The sequence below is a fragment of the Pseudoalteromonas sp. SG43-8 genome, assembly GCF_014164245.1.
GTDB lineage: Bacteria > Pseudomonadota > Gammaproteobacteria > Enterobacterales > Alteromonadaceae > Pseudoalteromonas > Pseudoalteromonas distincta.
On the sequence record NZ_JACJEX010000007.1, the window covers coordinates 58201 to 74495 of the forward strand.

The window sequence follows — 16295 nt, forward strand, 5'->3', positions numbered from 1 at the left end:
CGTATTTAAAAAGTGGCTATTACTAAATGTAAAAGCCACTTTTATTATTTAAGTTAGAAACTTCCACGAACACCTAACGCAAAACGTCGCCCGCTATCTTCAACCATTAGTAATTGATTAGAGAAGCGACCACGTTTGTGTACGTATTCTTCGGTTAAGTTTATACCCTCAAAGAACACCGATACATTTTCGGTAATATCATAGCTGCCACTGGCATCGAATTGTGCATAGTCTTCAACTATCGTCACACCATCACCATTTAACTGTGTTAGTGACTGTACAAAGCTATCGCGCCAGTTATAGGCTAAACGCGCCTGAAATGGGCCATTCTCATAAAAGCCAACCACATTATAAGAGTCGCTTAAGCCTGTTAATGCAAATACTTGAGTTATATCTGCAGGGTCTAGTTCTGCATCACTATCAACAAATGTTGCATTAACCATAAAACCAAAGCCACTATCAAAACTATGCTGTAAGGCTATTTCCCAGCCATCAACAATCGCCGATTCGCTATTATTTGGTAATGTGTTTGTAAATACAGCCGTCGAGTCAGCAGCGTCAGGGTTATCTACATCGTTACCTGTTGAGGGGTCAGTCAACAATCCGCCGTCAGACAATTCAAAGGTTAAATCTTCAGTGGTATTGATAATGAAGTTAGCAACATTCTTTCTAAAGTAACCAGCGGATAAATAACTGGCATCAGCGTAATACCACTCTAATGATAAATCTAAGTTATCAGAGGTAAATGGCTCAAGCGCAGGGTTACCAGAGCTTGATGTTAAATTGCCCCCTTGGCGCGTTGTTTCAATTACTGTTACAGGCGACATACTATCGAGTGTTGGTCGCGTAATTGTTTGTGATACAGCAGCACGTGCTATTAGCTCATCGCTTATTTCAAGCTTTACGCTAAAGTTAGGTAAAATCGCTTCGTAATCTGAACTTGCTGAAATATTTTCTACGGCGCCGAAATTAGCAAGCATTTCTGTTTTATCTAAGATAGTTAACGCGCTAACCGGCTCATCTGTGCCCTTTACTTTTACATCGGTGCTTTCATATCTAAAGCCCGCTGTTGCGTATAAAGGCATGCCTGCAAGTTCAGCTTCAAAATCAAATTCTGTATAAAACGAGAAAGTATCTTCAGTTATCTCAAACGACTTATTACGTTTAACTGCATCAAAACTAATAGGCTGACCATTCGCCGCAGCTATTTGCTCAAGGTACGCAAAGTTTGCCTCTCCATCATGTGCAAGCCATGACGTTGGCATACGACCGCTGCCGCTCACATCACCTAAAAAGTCATCTCCTGCGTCAAATACAAATTGCGCTAAGCCATCCATACTTGGGTCATCTGGGTAACCACAAAAGGTACAGTGAATACCTACGCCTTCGTTGTCCCAACGATCAAGGCTTTTAGTTTCAGTTGAATACATAGCACCAAATTTAACCGAAACTAGGCCTGAGCTGCCATCGTTATGCCAAATGCTATCCCAACGAAACTGATCCACAGTATCTTCTACAGCCCAACCACGGCGAAGCATTACGTGTGCACGGCTGTTGGCTGTATCTAAATGATTTGATACGCCATCAGGTGCAACTGCAAGGTTATAAGCAACACCGTCCAGCTCTTGCTGGCCGCTATAAATGTTAGGGTTAGCAGAGGCAAACTCACTCGCGTAAGGTAGTATGCCGCCATCTACTTCAAATCGAACTCGGTTAGCATAGCCAATCAACGATAGCTGATCGCCACCGCCATTATTAGCCTCACGCTTGGCTTTTGAGTGGCTCAAATCAAACTTCATATTTAAGTTATCGTTTACATGCCAATCAAAGTTTAAACCTAATGCGCTAGAGTTGGTTAAACGATCAAACTTTTTAGCGTGCATATCGGTGGCAAGGCCTACCTCTTGATATAAATCAACCACAGTGCCATTTTCATCAACGGTTGGGCCTGCAGCATCACCAAAGCCTTCTAAGTTTGGCGCTGTAAACCAGTGCCCGTAAGACGTTGTGTCTGCTTCTACATCAAAATCTGAATAAAGCGCATCAGCAGTGATAACTAAATCATCTGAAGGTGCATACTGTATAACTAAATTTGCATTAGTGCGTGTACGTGTCTCTGTAGTAACTTTATGATCGTAATTACGTGGCGAAAAAATATTACCGGTGTATGCTTGCCCGATTTGAGTTTGAGGATTTGGGACGCCTACATTTTCTAACCAGCCATCTACCTGCGCTTGGTTTAAGCGTGTTTCGCGCTCTTGGCGAGAAACAGCAAATAACACACCCAGTGTGTCATCATTAAATGTATTGCTGATTAACCCAGATATCTCAGGTGTGGTTTCTTCGCTATTTTCATCGTAAATACCCTTAACACTGCCCGCAACTTTAAAGCCATTAATAGCAAATGGGCGCGCTGTATTTACATTGACTGTTGAACCAATACCACCTGACTGCTTTGTGGCTGTTGAGGTTTTAAATACGTCTAAGCTTTTAACCAGCTCTGATGCAATGGTATCAAAACTAAACGCACGGCTTTGATTTTCAGAGGCCATTTGGCGTCCATTTACAAGCACTGTATTAAACTGAGGGCCAAAACCACGTACTGTAATGAGCTGCCCTTCACCGCCTGAACGGTCTATTGAAACCCCTGTAATACGCTGTAAAGACTCAGCTAAATTTGTGTCAGGAAATTTACCAATATCTTCAGCTGAAATGGAGTCAACCACGCCACCCGCTTCTCTTTTGGCATCCATAGCTCGACCAAGCGAGCCTCTAATTCCGCGTACTTCAATTATTTCTGGTTCTTGTGCTGCTGTCTCTGCTACTGCAGGGAGCGTTGCCATTGTGCTTAGTACAGCAAGTACAGCACTCGACACGCCATTTTTTTTATAGTTAGCCATGTTGTCAGTTCTCTCGAAGCTTGGATCTATTAAAATAGATATTTGCCCATCTTCGCTAACATGCGGTTGCAACCCTGTGCCATCGAGTAAAATCTGTAATGCGTTTATTATTGAATACTCGCCAGCAATAGTATTTGTTTGTAACTGCTGAATTTTATCCAGCGGAAAAAGCAAAGTAATATCGGCTTGCTCGGCAAAATTTATTAGCGATAAATCGGCCCTTTGTCTAGGAATATTAAACACTGCTTTATCGTTTACAGGGCTCGCTTTTACCTCGGTGGTGAATAAGCTAAAAACCAGCACATAAATTGGTAAACAAAGCGGCAAATGCACATATTCCTTGTGTATAGTTTTTGGCCATACACTGAACAAAGACGAGTGACTTTTTATTTTCCTCCATAAATATTTTTTATTTTTTTCAAATAATTTATTTTTTTGACTAGCCATACTTATTATTACTAAACCTTTATTATTTTTTGGTGTGCAAAAAAATGTTGTGGGGTTTCAACTAAAAAAGTTAAATATATTTTTATATTAATCAATTGGTTATATGAACACGTATAATTATAGAGCTAGCCTATACGTGTTAATAATTTGAAAAACTGTAGTACACTTGGTATTCAAATTACAAGCTTTTAACAACAAGGATTGATAGTGCCTGCAATTTTACAAATAGAAAAACAATTTATTTTAAAATTGAGTAGCGGATTTTTTATTACCAATCGTCTTAAGCTGTAATGGCAAAACAATAACAACAATTGCCAAAACCACACACACGAGACACACACTCAATGACAAAAGACACACTATTTTATAAGGCTTATCTGGCCTCGCGCAAAGGTCTCTCAAATGTAGTGGCACGCATAGTGCCTCCACATGAAATTGAAGACATTGTGCAAGAAACTTACGTGCGAATTTGTCAAATAAAAAACACTGAAAACATTTGCTCACCAAAATCTTTTATTTATAAAACGGCGCGTAACCTAGCGCTCGATTATCAAAAGCAAGCCAATATACGACTAGTCGATAGTATCGACAACATGGAAGCATTAGAGCAACTCTTAACGGAACATCAGAAAGACGAAATGTACGAAAATGCGCTTACCGATTGCGAATTTTCAAATTTTTGTGAAGCTGTCAGGCTTTTGCCTGTTCAATGCCGTAAAGTGTTTGTATTAAAAAAAGTGTATGGTTATTCGCAGCGAGAAATTGCTGCTCAATTAAACCTTAGTGAAAGTACCGTGGAAAAACATATAGCAACCGGCGTAAAACGTTGTACGCAGTTTATGCGACAATCTGAAAAAAGTGTGTATGGCAAACCTAACTCTTCTTCACAAAAAAGTGCAGGGGGTAGTCATGAGTAATGTCCACCATATAAACGAACGAAATAATAAGGCAGTCGAAGACGTACGCCTTGATTGTGCTAGTGAATGGCTTGCTAAGCTCGATAGAGGTTTAACTAAACCCGAAAAAGACGCATTGCAGCTATGGTTAGCTCAGTCATATAAAAACGTCGAAGTATTACTTGAAGTTGCACACCTATGGGACAAGATGGGTGAACTCAGCCGCTTATCTGATCTATTCCCGCAATCACAATCTAGAAAAAAACGCCTCCCTGTGTGGTTAGGTGCAACGGCCGCTTCTGTTTTATTGGCTGTTGCACTTAGCTTTTTTCAAGAAGCATTTAATTTTTCATTTTTTTATCCCGTTAATCAGTCAACTGTTGTCGCTAAGCAACTTAACTTTCAAACGGGTGTAGGTGAAAGCAAAGACATAATTTTGCCAGATAAAAGTGAAATTACATTAAACACTAATAGTTTTGTACAAATAAGATATACCCGAGACTCTCGAGTAATTAACTTACTGCGGGGCGAGATACATATAAATGTGGCGCATGATAAGACACGGCCTTTAAGTGTTATTGCTGGTGATAAAGTTATTCAGGCAGTAGGCACTGCGTTTAATGTTGAAGTGGGTAAAAAACAAATAGAGTTAATAGTCACTGATGGCAAAGTGCTTGTTGCCGAACAAACTAGTTCGCAACCATCAAACCTCCAAAAAAATGGAACAAATAAGCTTGGTAAATTTTTATCAAATAACTCTACAGCAGTTTCTAAAGGTGAAAAGCTCGATTTAAGTTTCAAAGGTAAAATAGCTAAGCACGTTGAAAAAGTAGACCCTATAGACGTAGCGGCTAGTCTTTCTTGGCGTAAAGGAAGCCTTATTTTTAGAGGCGAATCTCTTGCCGATGCCATGGCCGAGATTAGTCGATATACGAATATAGACTTTGAGCTTTCTGATGATGAGCGTTTAACAAGGGTACAAGTCGCCGGTATGTTTAAAACAGGCGATGTTAAGGGCTTATTAGAAGTATTAAATAATAATTTTAATATTAGTTATGAAAGAATTAGCCCAGATAAAATTCGTTTAAATTACGCAGATCCAAGCGCTTCAATATAGTACAGTACACAATAATAAAAATCAGGACACACAATCATGACATCATCTTTATCGCCGAGGAATAATAGCTCGGCGCACACATCAAACACGTGCTCACTTTTTTACGTAATTTTTATCTCTGCCGTGGCTGCTATTGGTGGCTTTTTATTTGGTTTTGACTCAGGCGTTATTAACGGCACAGTGTCGGCACTCGGTAATGCATTTAATTCAAGCAGTGTAGCTACGGGGTTTAATGTTGCCTCGGTATTATTAGGATGCGCCTTGGGTGCACTTGCTGCGGGGCCGCTGGCTGATAAGTTTGGTCGCCGTGCAATTATGATCATCACTGCGATTATTTTTGCCATTAGTGCATTTGGTTCGGGCATTAGCGAAAGCTCTGCGGAGTTTATTTTTTACCGTTTATTTGGTGGTTTAGGTATTGGTGCTGCATCAGTATTAGCGCCAGCTTATATTGCAGAAGTTGCGCCACCAGCACTACGTGGTCGTTTAGCTACATTACAACAACTCGCTATTGTATTGGGTTTATTTGCTGCTTTTTTAAGTAACTACTTAATTGCTGATGCAGCAGGCAGCGCGCAAAATATTTTAATGCTTGATATAGCCGCTTGGCGCTGGATGTTTTGGGCTGAGCTTGTGCCTGCTGTGTTGTTTTTAATCGGTGTTTTGTTTATTCCAGAGTCGCCTCGTTATTTAGTGGCGCAAGGTAAAGTGGATGATGCAAAATCGGTATTTAGTAAAATATCGAACGACAATGTTGATGCGCAAATAAGCGATGTTAAACGCTCATTGCATAGCGATACAAAGCCAAGTATTCGCGACTTATTTATTGATAACAGTAAAAAAGTACACCCAATTGTTTGGGTGGGTGTTGCGCTTAGTGTATTTCAGCAATTTGTGGGTATTAACGTGGTGTTTTATTACGGCTCTGAGCTTTGGCAAGCCGCTGGGTTTGATGAGTCGCAATCGTTATTTATAAATGTACTCGCAGGTACTACTAATATTGTATCGACCTTTATTGCCATTGCCCTAGTTGACAAAATTGGCCGTAAACCACTGCTATTAGTAGGCAGTATTGGTATGTTTATTAGCTTAAGCGCGCTTACTTATATATTTGGCAGTGCAGGCCTTGATGAAGCAGGCAAACTTGCACTTAGCGATAACATGGGTACGTTTGCGCTTATTATGGCTAACTTATTTGTGGTGTTTTTTGGCTTAAGTTGGGGCCCTGTTGTATGGGTATTATTAGGCGAAATGTTTAATAACCGTATTCGCGGGGCAGCACTTGCTGTTGCAGCTAGTGCGCAGTGGATTGCTAACTTTGCCATTACCATGACCTTCCCTATTATGCTTGCCAACATTGGCCTTGCCGGTGCTTATGGCTTTTATGCATTATCGGCACTTATAAGCATATTTTTTGTTGTTAAATACATAAAAGAAACACGTGGTAAAACGCTCGAATCTATGTAATTTTTAAAAGCGATGATATTAATCGCCAGCAAAAAAAGTAACGGGTGCTAACTACTTAGCGCCTAATCAACAATTATCAATCGAAATGAAACAAACCGGTTTAGGCGCTTCTATTGTTTGGGAAATTTAAAAATGATAACAGAATTCACCCCAGTATCGGCTGCAATAGGCGGGGCATTAATAGGTATAGCGTGTACGTTATTACTGGTTTTATACGGAAAAATTGCGGGTATATCAGGCATTGTTAAATCTGTATTCGCTAAAGCAAATTCAGACTCTCGTTGGCAGTTATACTTTATTTTAGGGTTGTTGTTGGCAGGAGTAGCTGTAAGGGTATTTGCGCCATCTTTATTAGAAGGCGAATTGCAATTACCACCTTGGCTTATTGTTGTTGCAGGGCTTTTAGTTGGCGCTGGTACAACGTTAGCTAATGGGTGCACAAGTGGCCATGGTGTGTGCGGCATGTCGCGCTTTTCTACTCGCTCTTGGGTTGCAACATGCACATTTATGCTTGTCGCCTTCATTACAGCAAACCTTGTAGGATAAATAATGAAAGCAATTATGATGGTTGTTATAGGCTTTATATTTGGCTTAGGACTTATTATTAGCGGGATGACAAACCCCGCTAAAGTGATTAACTTTCTTACCTATGGAAACCAATGGGACGCAAGTTTAATTATAGTGATGGCTGTTGCCATGCTAATAATGATGCTTACATGGTTATGGGTTGCAACAAAAGAAAAGCCACTTCTTTCAGGAACGTTTAATTTAAGTGATTTAAAAAAAATTGATGCACGCTTAATTATCGGCTCGGTACTTTTTGGTTTAGGCTGGGGTTTAAGTGGTATATGCCCAGGCCCGGGCTTGGTTCAATTAGTATCTCTTAAAATGGAGTTTTTATTGTTTTTTGCAGCCGTGCTAGGCGGTATGTGGTTAGCCAAAAAAGTATAATATTTGCTGCCGACTAAACTCGGCAGCTACTTTTACCCAAACAAAGGTACATAACTTGCTGCAATATATATAAAACTATATTGAGCAGGTTTAAGTTATGCTAAATAAAGCGCTGGAATTTTCTAACAACACACCTTGGTTAGGCGCAGCGTCCTCCCTTTTACTTATAGCTATACTACTGTTTTTAATTCGTTTTTTTGTAATGTACTGGCTAAAAAAATGGACTTCAAAAACCAAATTTATATTCGATACTTTACTAATAGAGTCAATATCTAAGCCGCTAACACTGTGCACAATTATTGTGCTACTCACCATTTTAGAGCACGACACTTTCATTATTAGTACTTCTATTTCTCAACAGATCCCTTTTAATAGCATTAATATTGTATTAGCGCTGCTTGCACTTATTATGTTTTTAGACCGCTTTATTATTGGCACTATTAATTACTATGGTAAACAATCTGCCGTGGTTTTTAATTCAAAAAGCATAATTAAAGGCGTGATACGCGTTACATTATCGTCAGTGGGATTACTGGTATTAATGGGCACGTTAGGTATTTCTATTACGCCCATTATTGCCTCGTTAGGTATTACATCACTGGCTGTTGCTCTTGCTTTGCAACCTACCCTCGAAAACTTTTTTTCTGGCGTGCAGCTAGTAATAGATAAACCTATAAGGGTGGGTGATTTTATTGAGCTTGAATCTAAGGAGCAAGGCTTTGTTGATCATATAGGCTGGCGATCTACATGGGTTAAAATGCTACCTAACAATATGATTATTATACCTAATAGCCAATTATCTAAATCGCGTATTATTAATTACTTTTACCCTGAAAAAGAGCTAAGCGTGCCTGTTGATATAAGTGTGCATTACGATTCAGATTTAGAATTTGTTGAACAAGTAACACTTGAAGTGGCTCGTGAAATACTTATTTCACACGAATGGGGTGTTGATGATTACAATACCTTTGTGGTTTTTCATACCTTTGATAGATCAAGCATTAACTTTACGGTAATGCTTAGAGCTAAAGAATACTTTAATCGCTTTTGGGTAAAATCTGCTTTTATAAAAGCCCTGCATAAACGCTATAAAAAAGAAGGTATTGTAATCCCCTTCCCTATTACGGCTATTAACACTACTCAAGAAACCGCTAAATTTAATAGTGATAAAAAGGTGCAAGGCGACACTTAAAAAAAAGCGCGAGTAACTCTCGCGCTAATAAGTATTAAAACTTGTAAGTTATTTGCCCAATAATTTCACGAGGGCTGCCAGGAAAGTGGCCGTTTCGCTCACTAAATCCACTTACCGCGTATTCTTTATCAAACAGATTATTAATATTTACACTCAGCAATACGTCGTCAAAGCGACTCGTCCAGCTCATATCAAATACAGTAAATGGTTTTACTTTTTGGCCACTGGTACTCAGTTGCTCACTTACGTAATTTGCACCAAAGGCAATTGATGAGTCAATTGAATCAATAGCGTAGCGAGTCCATAAACCTGCCTGGTGGCGTGGTGCATTAGCAAAGCGCGAACCATCTCCAAAAGTATTTGAAAGCGTATCACCCGTTACGCCGTCTACCACTTGCGTATCGTTGTAAGCGTAGTTAGCCGTTACGGTCCAGTGCGCTGATAAATCACCGACTAAAGTTGTTTCAAATCCTCGGCTTTCTACTTCACCTATATTTAAAAGTGCAGCAATGCCATCCCCCGCTCCCGTATCGTCAGGGTTGCTCATTACCACGTTTTCTTTATTAATTTGGTAAATTGCAAAGGTGCTCATTATTTTGCCATCGAGCCATTGGTTTTTCATACCCAGCTCGGTTTGCTTACCGGTTTCTGGTTCTAAATTACCTTCGCCTTCTACATCTTCTTGGTCGGCTGATGATGTAGGGTTAAAGCTCTCTGAGTAATTAATATATACCGATGTGTTTTCTACTGGCTGATAAGTAACAGCAACGCGCGGCGTTATATCGTTATCTGAGTAACTAAAACCTGTTTCTTTATTAAACTCTTTAAAATGGTCATAGCGCAAACCTGCAATTATTGTCCACTGCTCGCCTATGCTAATTACGTCTTGCGCGTATACACCAAATCGGTCGGTATCTACGCCATCGCGGTTCATGTCGGTAAGGTTATAAGTACCTGGATCGGTTTCACCGTAGTTTAAATTAAAAATATTTAAATTAGCGACGCCATCGGCCTCATATCGGGCGCGAAAGTAGTCATATTCGGTATCAACGGTGTGGTAATCACCACCAAATAAAAACTGATGGGTTAATTGTCCTTGTCCAAAGTTATAAACAAAGTCGGTGGTTACACTTGCCTCTTTATTGGCACGAAATTGCTTACGGTATTCACGCTTAATCGTTTCATCGTCAATATTGGCAACGCCATCACCGTTTACATCTACCCAGCTTTGCGACTCATGGTAGGCTTGGTCTCGCTCGTTATCCATGTAACGAAACGTAGTACTTAACGAAAAATCATCATTAAAATAATGGCTAAGTTCTGCTTGAAGCACCAAAGCTTCCATATTTTGATAATCAAACGACTCATTCGCGTTATAACTTGGATCAACTAAAAAGTTACCGTTGTCATCTACCGGTACGCCACGTAAGCGGTTTCCGCCTAGGTCTTGTTTAATGTAGTCAACACTTGTGGTTAAGGTTGTTGAATCTGTTAAATCAAATAACAATCCGCCTGTCAGCTCGGTGTTTTTTGAGTCTGCATTGTTACGAAAGCTGTCTTGCTCTTCATAGTAACCACCCAATCTATAAGCCATTGTATCGCTTAAACCGCCGGTCATATCAAGTGATGCACCACGGGTGTTGTAGTTACCCAAAGTAAGCTTTAGTTCGCGTTTTTGTGTGTAGCTTGGCTTTTTGGTTACGTAATTAATCATCCCACCAGGTTCGCCACCGCCATACAAAGCAGAGGCAGGCCCTTTTAATACTTCAACACGTTCAACATTAAATAACTGCGGTACACCAAAGCCCGAATATGGGTCGCCACGCACACCATCATAAAATACATTGGCGTCATCTCTAAAACCACGAAAAGTTACACCTGAGTAGCTGTATTCACTCACACCCGCAATTGAGCGGTATAAATCGGTAATGTCGCGCGCGGCTTGGTCAATAATAAGTTGCTCGGTTAATACCTGCGCAGATTGCGGTAATTTAATAAGATCTAAATCCGTTTTAGTACCAATTTTACTTTCGGTTTCTAGGTAAAATTGCTGGGCACGGCCAGTTACTTCTATTTTTTCAATATCGTTATTTTGCTCGGCAAATGCCACATTAGAAAAAGCAGAAAAAGACGCAGCAATACTGAGCGCCAAATATTTTTGGTTAAACATATTGATCCAAAGAAGAGGTTTACAAAACACTGCGAATGATAACGACTATCATTAACATGTGCAATGTAAATAATTTCATATTCATCCTTATTTTTCGAATGAAGAGTTTTTGAGTAACACACTAAATTTGCAGCTCAGCATTAAAAAAATTAATTAGCATTACTGGAATACAAAATTGATATAATATAACATACCTTTAATTGTAATTTAGTAAGATTATTAAATGATAAATAAACTGCCCGTCACAGTGTTATCAGGTTTTTTGGGGGCTGGTAAAACCACTGTACTTAGCCATATTCTTAATAACAGGCAAGGTAAAAAAGTGGCTGTTATAGTTAACGATATGAGCGATATAAATATCGATGCAGCCACTATTAAAAACGATGTATCGCTCAATCACAGTAACGAAAAGCTCGTTGAAATGAGCAACGGTTGTATTTGCTGCACCCTACGAGAAGACTTACTTGTTGAAGTGGGCAAACTTGCCAAAGATGGGCGTTTTGATTACCTCGTTATTGAATCAACCGGTATTTCTGAGCCATTACCTGTAGCCGAAACCTTCACATTTGCCGATGAAAATGGCGTATCACTGGGTGATATTGCCACCCTTGATACTATGGTAACGGTGGTTGATGCCGTTAACTTTTTAAACGACTACGAACAAGCAAATGATTTACAAGATACTGGCGAATCGTTAGGAGAAGACGACGAGCGAAGCGTAGCCGACCTACTTGTTGACCAAGTTGAATTTGCCGATGTAATCTTAATTAGTAAAACTGATTTAATTACAAACGATGAATTAAATAAACTCACTGCCATTTTAAATACGCTTAATACTCAAGCTAACATTATTCCTATTTCAAACGGCCATATTAATATTAACGAAGTGCTAAACACGGGTTTATTTAATTTTGAACGTGCCCAACAAGCACCGGGGTGGCTTAAAGAAATGCGTGGTGAACATATTCCCGAGACTGAAGAGTATGGAATTAGCAGCTTTAATTACACTGCGCGCCGCCCATTTGACCCAGAAAAGTTTTATAACTTTCTTCATAGCACCGAACAATTTGGCAAACTTATTCGCTCAAAAGGTTATTTTTGGTTAGCAACACGCCCTTTATTTTGCGCGCAGTGGAGCCAAGCAGGCGGTATAGCTCATTACGGATTTGCTGGTATGTTTTTTAAAGCCATCCCCCAAAAAGACTGGCCTACAGAGCCTGAACTGCTTGCTGACATAAATAATAAATGGGTAGAACCCTTTGGTGATATGCGCCAAGAGCTTGTGTTTATTGGTCAATCATTAAATAAACAAGCGATGATTAAAGCGCTTGATGACTGCCTACTACCAGAAGATGCGGTACTTAAGGGTAAGGACTTTTGGAGAACCTATAACGACCCGTTTCCTATTTGGGAGGAAGAGTAATGAATGCCCTAGCCCCAATAACTGCGCAAATAAAGCCTGCGGAACCGCTGTACCGAAAAGCAGCTAAAGAGTGTGACGCCGATGTATTGCCACAAATTTATAACCAAGACACTAACATTGTTATTTGGCAAAGAGACCTTGAGCAAACATTAACAAATGCAGTTAATACTCTCATTAGCGCAAATGCTTTAAAGCCACTAGAGCTTGCGGTATCGCCCGATGATGCGTTTGATCAATTAATAAAAACGCTTAAGCCAGAAGATAATAACCGCGATGAAGTTAAAGCGCTGTGTGAAGATATCGCACTGTTGGTTGAAATGTTTTGCTGCCTGTTTGATTTAAAACGCGCCGGTTTAAGGCTAAAAATATTAGATAAACCCATGTGCCCGCGTTTTCATGTAGACAAAATTCCGTGCCGGCTAGTTACTACCTATCAAGGTGTTGCTACGCAGTGGTTAAATCACAGCGATGTAAACCGCTCAAAGCTAGGTACTGGTAATTTAGGTAGACCCGATGAAGAGTCTGGCTTATTTAAAAGCCTAAATAATATTAATCAACTCAAGCAAGGTGATGTTGCCCTGCTTAAAGGCGAGTACTGGGATGAAAACGAAGGTGCAGGGCTTGTACATCGCTCACCAGCGGTGGCTGCAAACGAGCAACGCTTATTACTTACGCTCGATTTTATCTAAAATTTGTTGTGGTGATAAACGCTAAGCTAGTACGCGTTTATCACCCTAGCGATTACTTCGTACAAACCTTGTGTATTTACAGGTTTAGATACAAAATCGTCCATGCCCACACTTAAACAGCGCTGTTTATCGTCTTCGTAGGCATTAGCGGTAATTGCAATAATGGGCACATGTGCCTTAGTGTTTGCTTCGTTAGCACGTATTGTTTGTGTACATTCGTAACCATCCATATTTGGCATTTGGCAATCCATTAAAATTAAGTCAAAGGTGTTCCCCTTAAGCACTTTTAACGCTTCAATTCCATCGTTAGCCATTGTAAGTTGTATATGAGTTGGCTCTAACATTTTTGCAATTACTTGGCGGTTTATGGGGTTGTCTTCTACCAATAGTAATTTTTTGCTACCAAGATCAGGTACTGATTGCGACTTTACTGCGGCTGTGGGCTCTATAAACTCAGCTTTAGGCGCATTAATGTAAAACTTGAGCATGCTGCCTTTACCGGGTTCACTATTTAAAGATATTTCACCCTGCATTTTTTTAATTAACCCTTGGCTAATGGCCAAACCTAGCCCGGTACCGCCATATTTACGCGCAACACCTACATCAGCTTGAGTAAACTCACTAAACAATAACGATTGCTGATCTTTTTCTATGCCTATGCCGCTATCAGACACACTCACAAATAATTGCTGGCCACTGTAATCAAACGATAAACGCACAAACCCGCGCTCAGTAAACTTATACGCGTTAGATAATAAATTAATAATAACTTGGCTTAAGCGTAAATCATCTACGTTAATACAATCTGGCAAGGTGTTACTACACTGAACTATAAACTGCACATCGTCAGAGCTTACAATGGGTGAAAACAACGATTTAATATTTTCGATAAACGGCGCTAAGTTTGTTGGGCGCGGGCTAATTTGCATTGCATTAGCCTCAATTTTAGAAAAATCTAAAATATCGTTTAAGATTTTTAATAAGTTTTGAGCACTTTTTTGTTGCGTATCTAAAAGATCTCTTTGCTCGTCGGTTAACGAACTATCGCGCAGCAATACTTCACCCATGCCCAAAATACCGTTCATTGGGGTGCGTAGTTCATGACTCATATTTGCTAAAAACTGCGATTTAGCCACATTAGCTAAATTAGCACGCTCTACTGCTTGCTTCAGCTTGTTAGTTTGCTCAGCAACTTGTTTTTCTAGCTGCTGGTTAAACTCACTGAGTTGTTTGTTTAGGTCTTGGTTTTTTATATTTGACGCTTGCAGGTTTTCTATTGAATGCTGCAGCGCAGTAGCTAGCATTTCAAACTGCTGTTGTAGTTGCAATACTTCTTGCCAACTTGAATCTGTATTAAAAGTATGTTTTTTTGATTTATTAAAGCTTTGCATTAAATTAGTTAAACCACTAATTGGCTGCACTAATAAGTTTGCAAGTTGGCGTACAAACAGCACCACCATAATAATTAGCATAGCGCCTAGCAAGATACTTGGCAGCCATGCTTTGGCTACAGCCATACTCAAATGTTTACGATTATAAAAAGTGATTACTTGCCATTTGCTCTGCGGATTAACATACCTAGAACTATGGTAAACCTCATTATTATTGGAGCGAAATAAATTTTTATCGCCCATATTACGCGCATTAAAACCATCTTCGTTAAAGTCGGTTAATATTTTAAACTGCTCAAGCGAGCTAAAAACCACTTTTTGTTTATCATCCAGTACAACTAACTCGCCAGTATTTTCAAATAAATTAGGAATAAACTGCTCTAATCGTCCAAGCTTTAACGACCCCTCTACTACGCCGAAAAACTCACCATCACGATAAATAGGTGCCGACAGCGCAACAATGGCTTCATTGCCAAGCCCTCGCCCTTGAAACACACCACCGCTATAACCGAGAGGATATTGCTTAGCCTGATTAAAGTACTCGCGATCAGCGACATTACGCTGCGCCTTAGTTAACCCCGCTATAAGGTTATTAGGCGACGTTATTTCGACGTAGCCGCTAGGGTTTGCATACAAGCTTGTAGCAAACCCTGGAAATAGATTCATTAGCCTTTTTAACTGCTGCTCACTATCTGTGCCCGCGCTTATGGCGTCGCTACTCATTACAATGGCATTTTTATGAAACGTTAAATAATCACTTAATTGAGTGCTTATATATTTGGCTTTTTCTTCAAGTTGGGCGTCTACCTCATACTCTAACCGAGAGTGGTGATCGTTCACTAAAATTACACTGGTAAGCAGTATAACCAATATAATAATAACGCTTACAACATAGCTAAGAATGCGAGCAAGAGGCCTGCCCTGATAGGCACGGCTGGCGTGGGGTACAAATACACTAAATAAATCAACTAAAGCTAAGCTAATTAACGCATTTATGAGGTACTTTGATATTGCAACAACTAGCGTTAACCATGGCAGACCAATAAGGAACTGCCCTATTCCCCAAATTATAGGTAAACCAACTAACAGCCAAAAAACAGTACCAAGAGGGAGTATGGGTTTAGAGCGGCGTAAACAAAAAGTGTAAAGCCAAAAAAGCTCGAGTAAATAAACAATACTCGGCCAGCAATGCCCCCACCTATAAAGTAAAAAGCCAGATACAATCGCAAGGCTTAAGCACGCATAACGCAGCCCAATAAACACTAAGCTACATAATACAAATACTTGCCCAAATAAAAACTCAGAACTGTCGAAAAAATATAACGGCGAGAGGTTAACTAAACCCCCTAGCAACCCTAATAAAACAGCGAGTGTCCACTTACTTCTTTGAGGCATTACTTCAACCCTAGAGTACTTTGTTAACACGCAGTGTTAAATTAATATAATTGCTACATTATTGCGTACAAGTTAAAAGTTGTCTAGCGAGAAAAGGAGCTGGAAACTATTAGGTATTATGGATTAATTTAGTGAAAAAATATAAATATTAAGGAGTTAGCGATATACACCCAATGTTGCTTGAAGTATAAGTTGGCATAGAGTTGAATCATAAAATGGCATAAAGTGACTGGTGTTCTTAAATTAAAAGCTCCTGA

General features: G+C 39.7%; 11 protein-coding genes. 8 read left to right on the forward strand and 3 right to left on the reverse strand.

Going from position 1 to position 16295, the window contains the following annotated elements:
• Positions 1-53: 53 nt before the first annotated feature.
• The gene (locus tag H5122_RS13730; protein ID WP_182682314.1) at positions 54-3347 is read right to left on the reverse strand and encodes a TonB-dependent receptor; all 3294 of its coding nucleotides are present in this window, start codon (positions 3345-3347) and stop codon (positions 54-56) included.
• A 344-nt stretch (positions 3348-3691) separates the two neighbouring features.
• Here H5122_RS13730 and H5122_RS13735 point away from each other — a divergent pair, with 344 nt between their 5' ends.
• The 6 genes from H5122_RS13735 (at position 3692) to H5122_RS13760 (ending at position 8970) form a co-directional block, all read left to right on the forward strand.
• Positions 3692-4264 (forward strand): RNA polymerase sigma factor, encoded by a 573-nt coding sequence (locus tag H5122_RS13735; RefSeq protein ID WP_002958279.1) that lies wholly within the window; start codon positions 3692-3694, stop codon positions 4262-4264.
• Complete coding sequence (locus tag H5122_RS13740; protein WP_182682315.1) at positions 4257-5360, forward strand: FecR family protein; 1104 nt, start codon at positions 4257-4259, stop codon at positions 5358-5360. The genes H5122_RS13735 and H5122_RS13740 overlap by 8 nt, the downstream gene beginning before the upstream one ends.
• 36 nt (positions 5361-5396) lie before the next feature.
• Positions 5397-6827 (forward strand): sugar porter family MFS transporter, encoded by a 1431-nt coding sequence (locus tag H5122_RS13745; RefSeq protein ID WP_182682316.1) that lies wholly within the window; start codon positions 5397-5399, stop codon positions 6825-6827.
• 132 nt (positions 6828-6959) lie between these two features.
• A complete protein-coding gene (locus H5122_RS13750; RefSeq protein WP_021032090.1) occupies positions 6960-7373 on the forward strand; it encodes a YeeE/YedE family protein in 414 nt (137 codons plus the stop codon).
• Positions 7374-7376: 3 nt separating this feature from the next.
• On the forward strand, positions 7377-7778 hold the full coding sequence (locus H5122_RS13755) for a DUF6691 family protein (RefSeq protein ID WP_182674396.1): 402 nt from the start codon (positions 7377-7379) through the stop codon (positions 7776-7778).
• A gap of 97 nt (positions 7779-7875) precedes the next feature.
• The gene (locus H5122_RS13760) at positions 7876-8970 is read left to right on the forward strand and encodes a mechanosensitive ion channel family protein (protein ID WP_149602343.1); all 1095 of its coding nucleotides are present in this window, start codon (positions 7876-7878) and stop codon (positions 8968-8970) included.
• Between the two features lie 34 nt (positions 8971-9004).
• On the opposite strand, the gene H5122_RS13765 is transcribed toward H5122_RS13760, so the two are convergent.
• Entirely contained in the window at positions 9005-11140 is a 2136-nt protein-coding gene (locus tag H5122_RS13765) for a TonB-dependent siderophore receptor (RefSeq protein WP_182682317.1), read from the reverse strand.
• A gap of 223 nt (positions 11141-11363) precedes the next feature.
• Here H5122_RS13765 and zigA point away from each other — a divergent pair, with 223 nt between their 5' ends.
• Together zigA and H5122_RS13775 are read left to right on the forward strand one after the other, a co-directional pair.
• A complete protein-coding gene (gene zigA / locus H5122_RS13770) occupies positions 11364-12563 on the forward strand; it encodes a zinc metallochaperone GTPase ZigA (protein ID WP_182682318.1) in 1200 nt (399 codons plus the stop codon).
• On the forward strand, positions 12563-13252 hold the full coding sequence (locus H5122_RS13775) for a DUF1826 domain-containing protein (protein ID WP_154903567.1): 690 nt from the start codon (positions 12563-12565) through the stop codon (positions 13250-13252). The genes zigA and H5122_RS13775 overlap by 1 nt, the downstream gene beginning before the upstream one ends.
• Positions 13253-13278: 26 nt before the next feature.
• Here the strand turns inward: H5122_RS13775 and H5122_RS13780 are convergent, their stop codons facing one another.
• Entirely contained in the window at positions 13279-16038 is a 2760-nt protein-coding gene (locus H5122_RS13780) for a response regulator (protein WP_182682319.1), read from the reverse strand.
• Positions 16039-16295: the final 257 nt, after the last annotated feature.

Bases quoted from the DNA above. Each gene is read 5' to 3' on its own strand.
- H5122_RS13730 (WP_182682314.1), bottom strand. From the start codon at position 3,347: ATGGCTAGTCAAAAAAATAAATTATTTGAAAAAAATAAAAAATATTTA.
- H5122_RS13735 (WP_002958279.1), top strand. From the start codon at position 3,692: ATGACAAAAGACACACTATTTTATAAGGCTTATCTGGCCTCGCGCAAA.
- H5122_RS13740 (WP_182682315.1), top strand. From the start codon at position 4,257: ATGAGTAATGTCCACCATATAAACGAACGAAATAATAAGGCAGTCGAA.
- H5122_RS13745 (WP_182682316.1), top strand. From the start codon at position 5,397: ATGACATCATCTTTATCGCCGAGGAATAATAGCTCGGCGCACACATCA.
- H5122_RS13750 (WP_021032090.1), top strand. From the start codon at position 6,960: ATGATAACAGAATTCACCCCAGTATCGGCTGCAATAGGCGGGGCATTA.
- H5122_RS13755 (WP_182674396.1), top strand. From the start codon at position 7,377: ATGAAAGCAATTATGATGGTTGTTATAGGCTTTATATTTGGCTTAGGA.
- H5122_RS13760 (WP_149602343.1), top strand. From the start codon at position 7,876: ATGCTAAATAAAGCGCTGGAATTTTCTAACAACACACCTTGGTTAGGC.
- H5122_RS13765 (WP_182682317.1), bottom strand. From the start codon at position 11,140: ATGTTTAACCAAAAATATTTGGCGCTCAGTATTGCTGCGTCTTTTTCT.
- zigA (WP_182682318.1), top strand. From the start codon at position 11,364: ATGATAAATAAACTGCCCGTCACAGTGTTATCAGGTTTTTTGGGGGCT.
- H5122_RS13775 (WP_154903567.1), top strand. From the start codon at position 12,563: ATGAATGCCCTAGCCCCAATAACTGCGCAAATAAAGCCTGCGGAACCG.
- H5122_RS13780 (WP_182682319.1), bottom strand. From the start codon at position 16,038: ATGCCTCAAAGAAGTAAGTGGACACTCGCTGTTTTATTAGGGTTGCTA.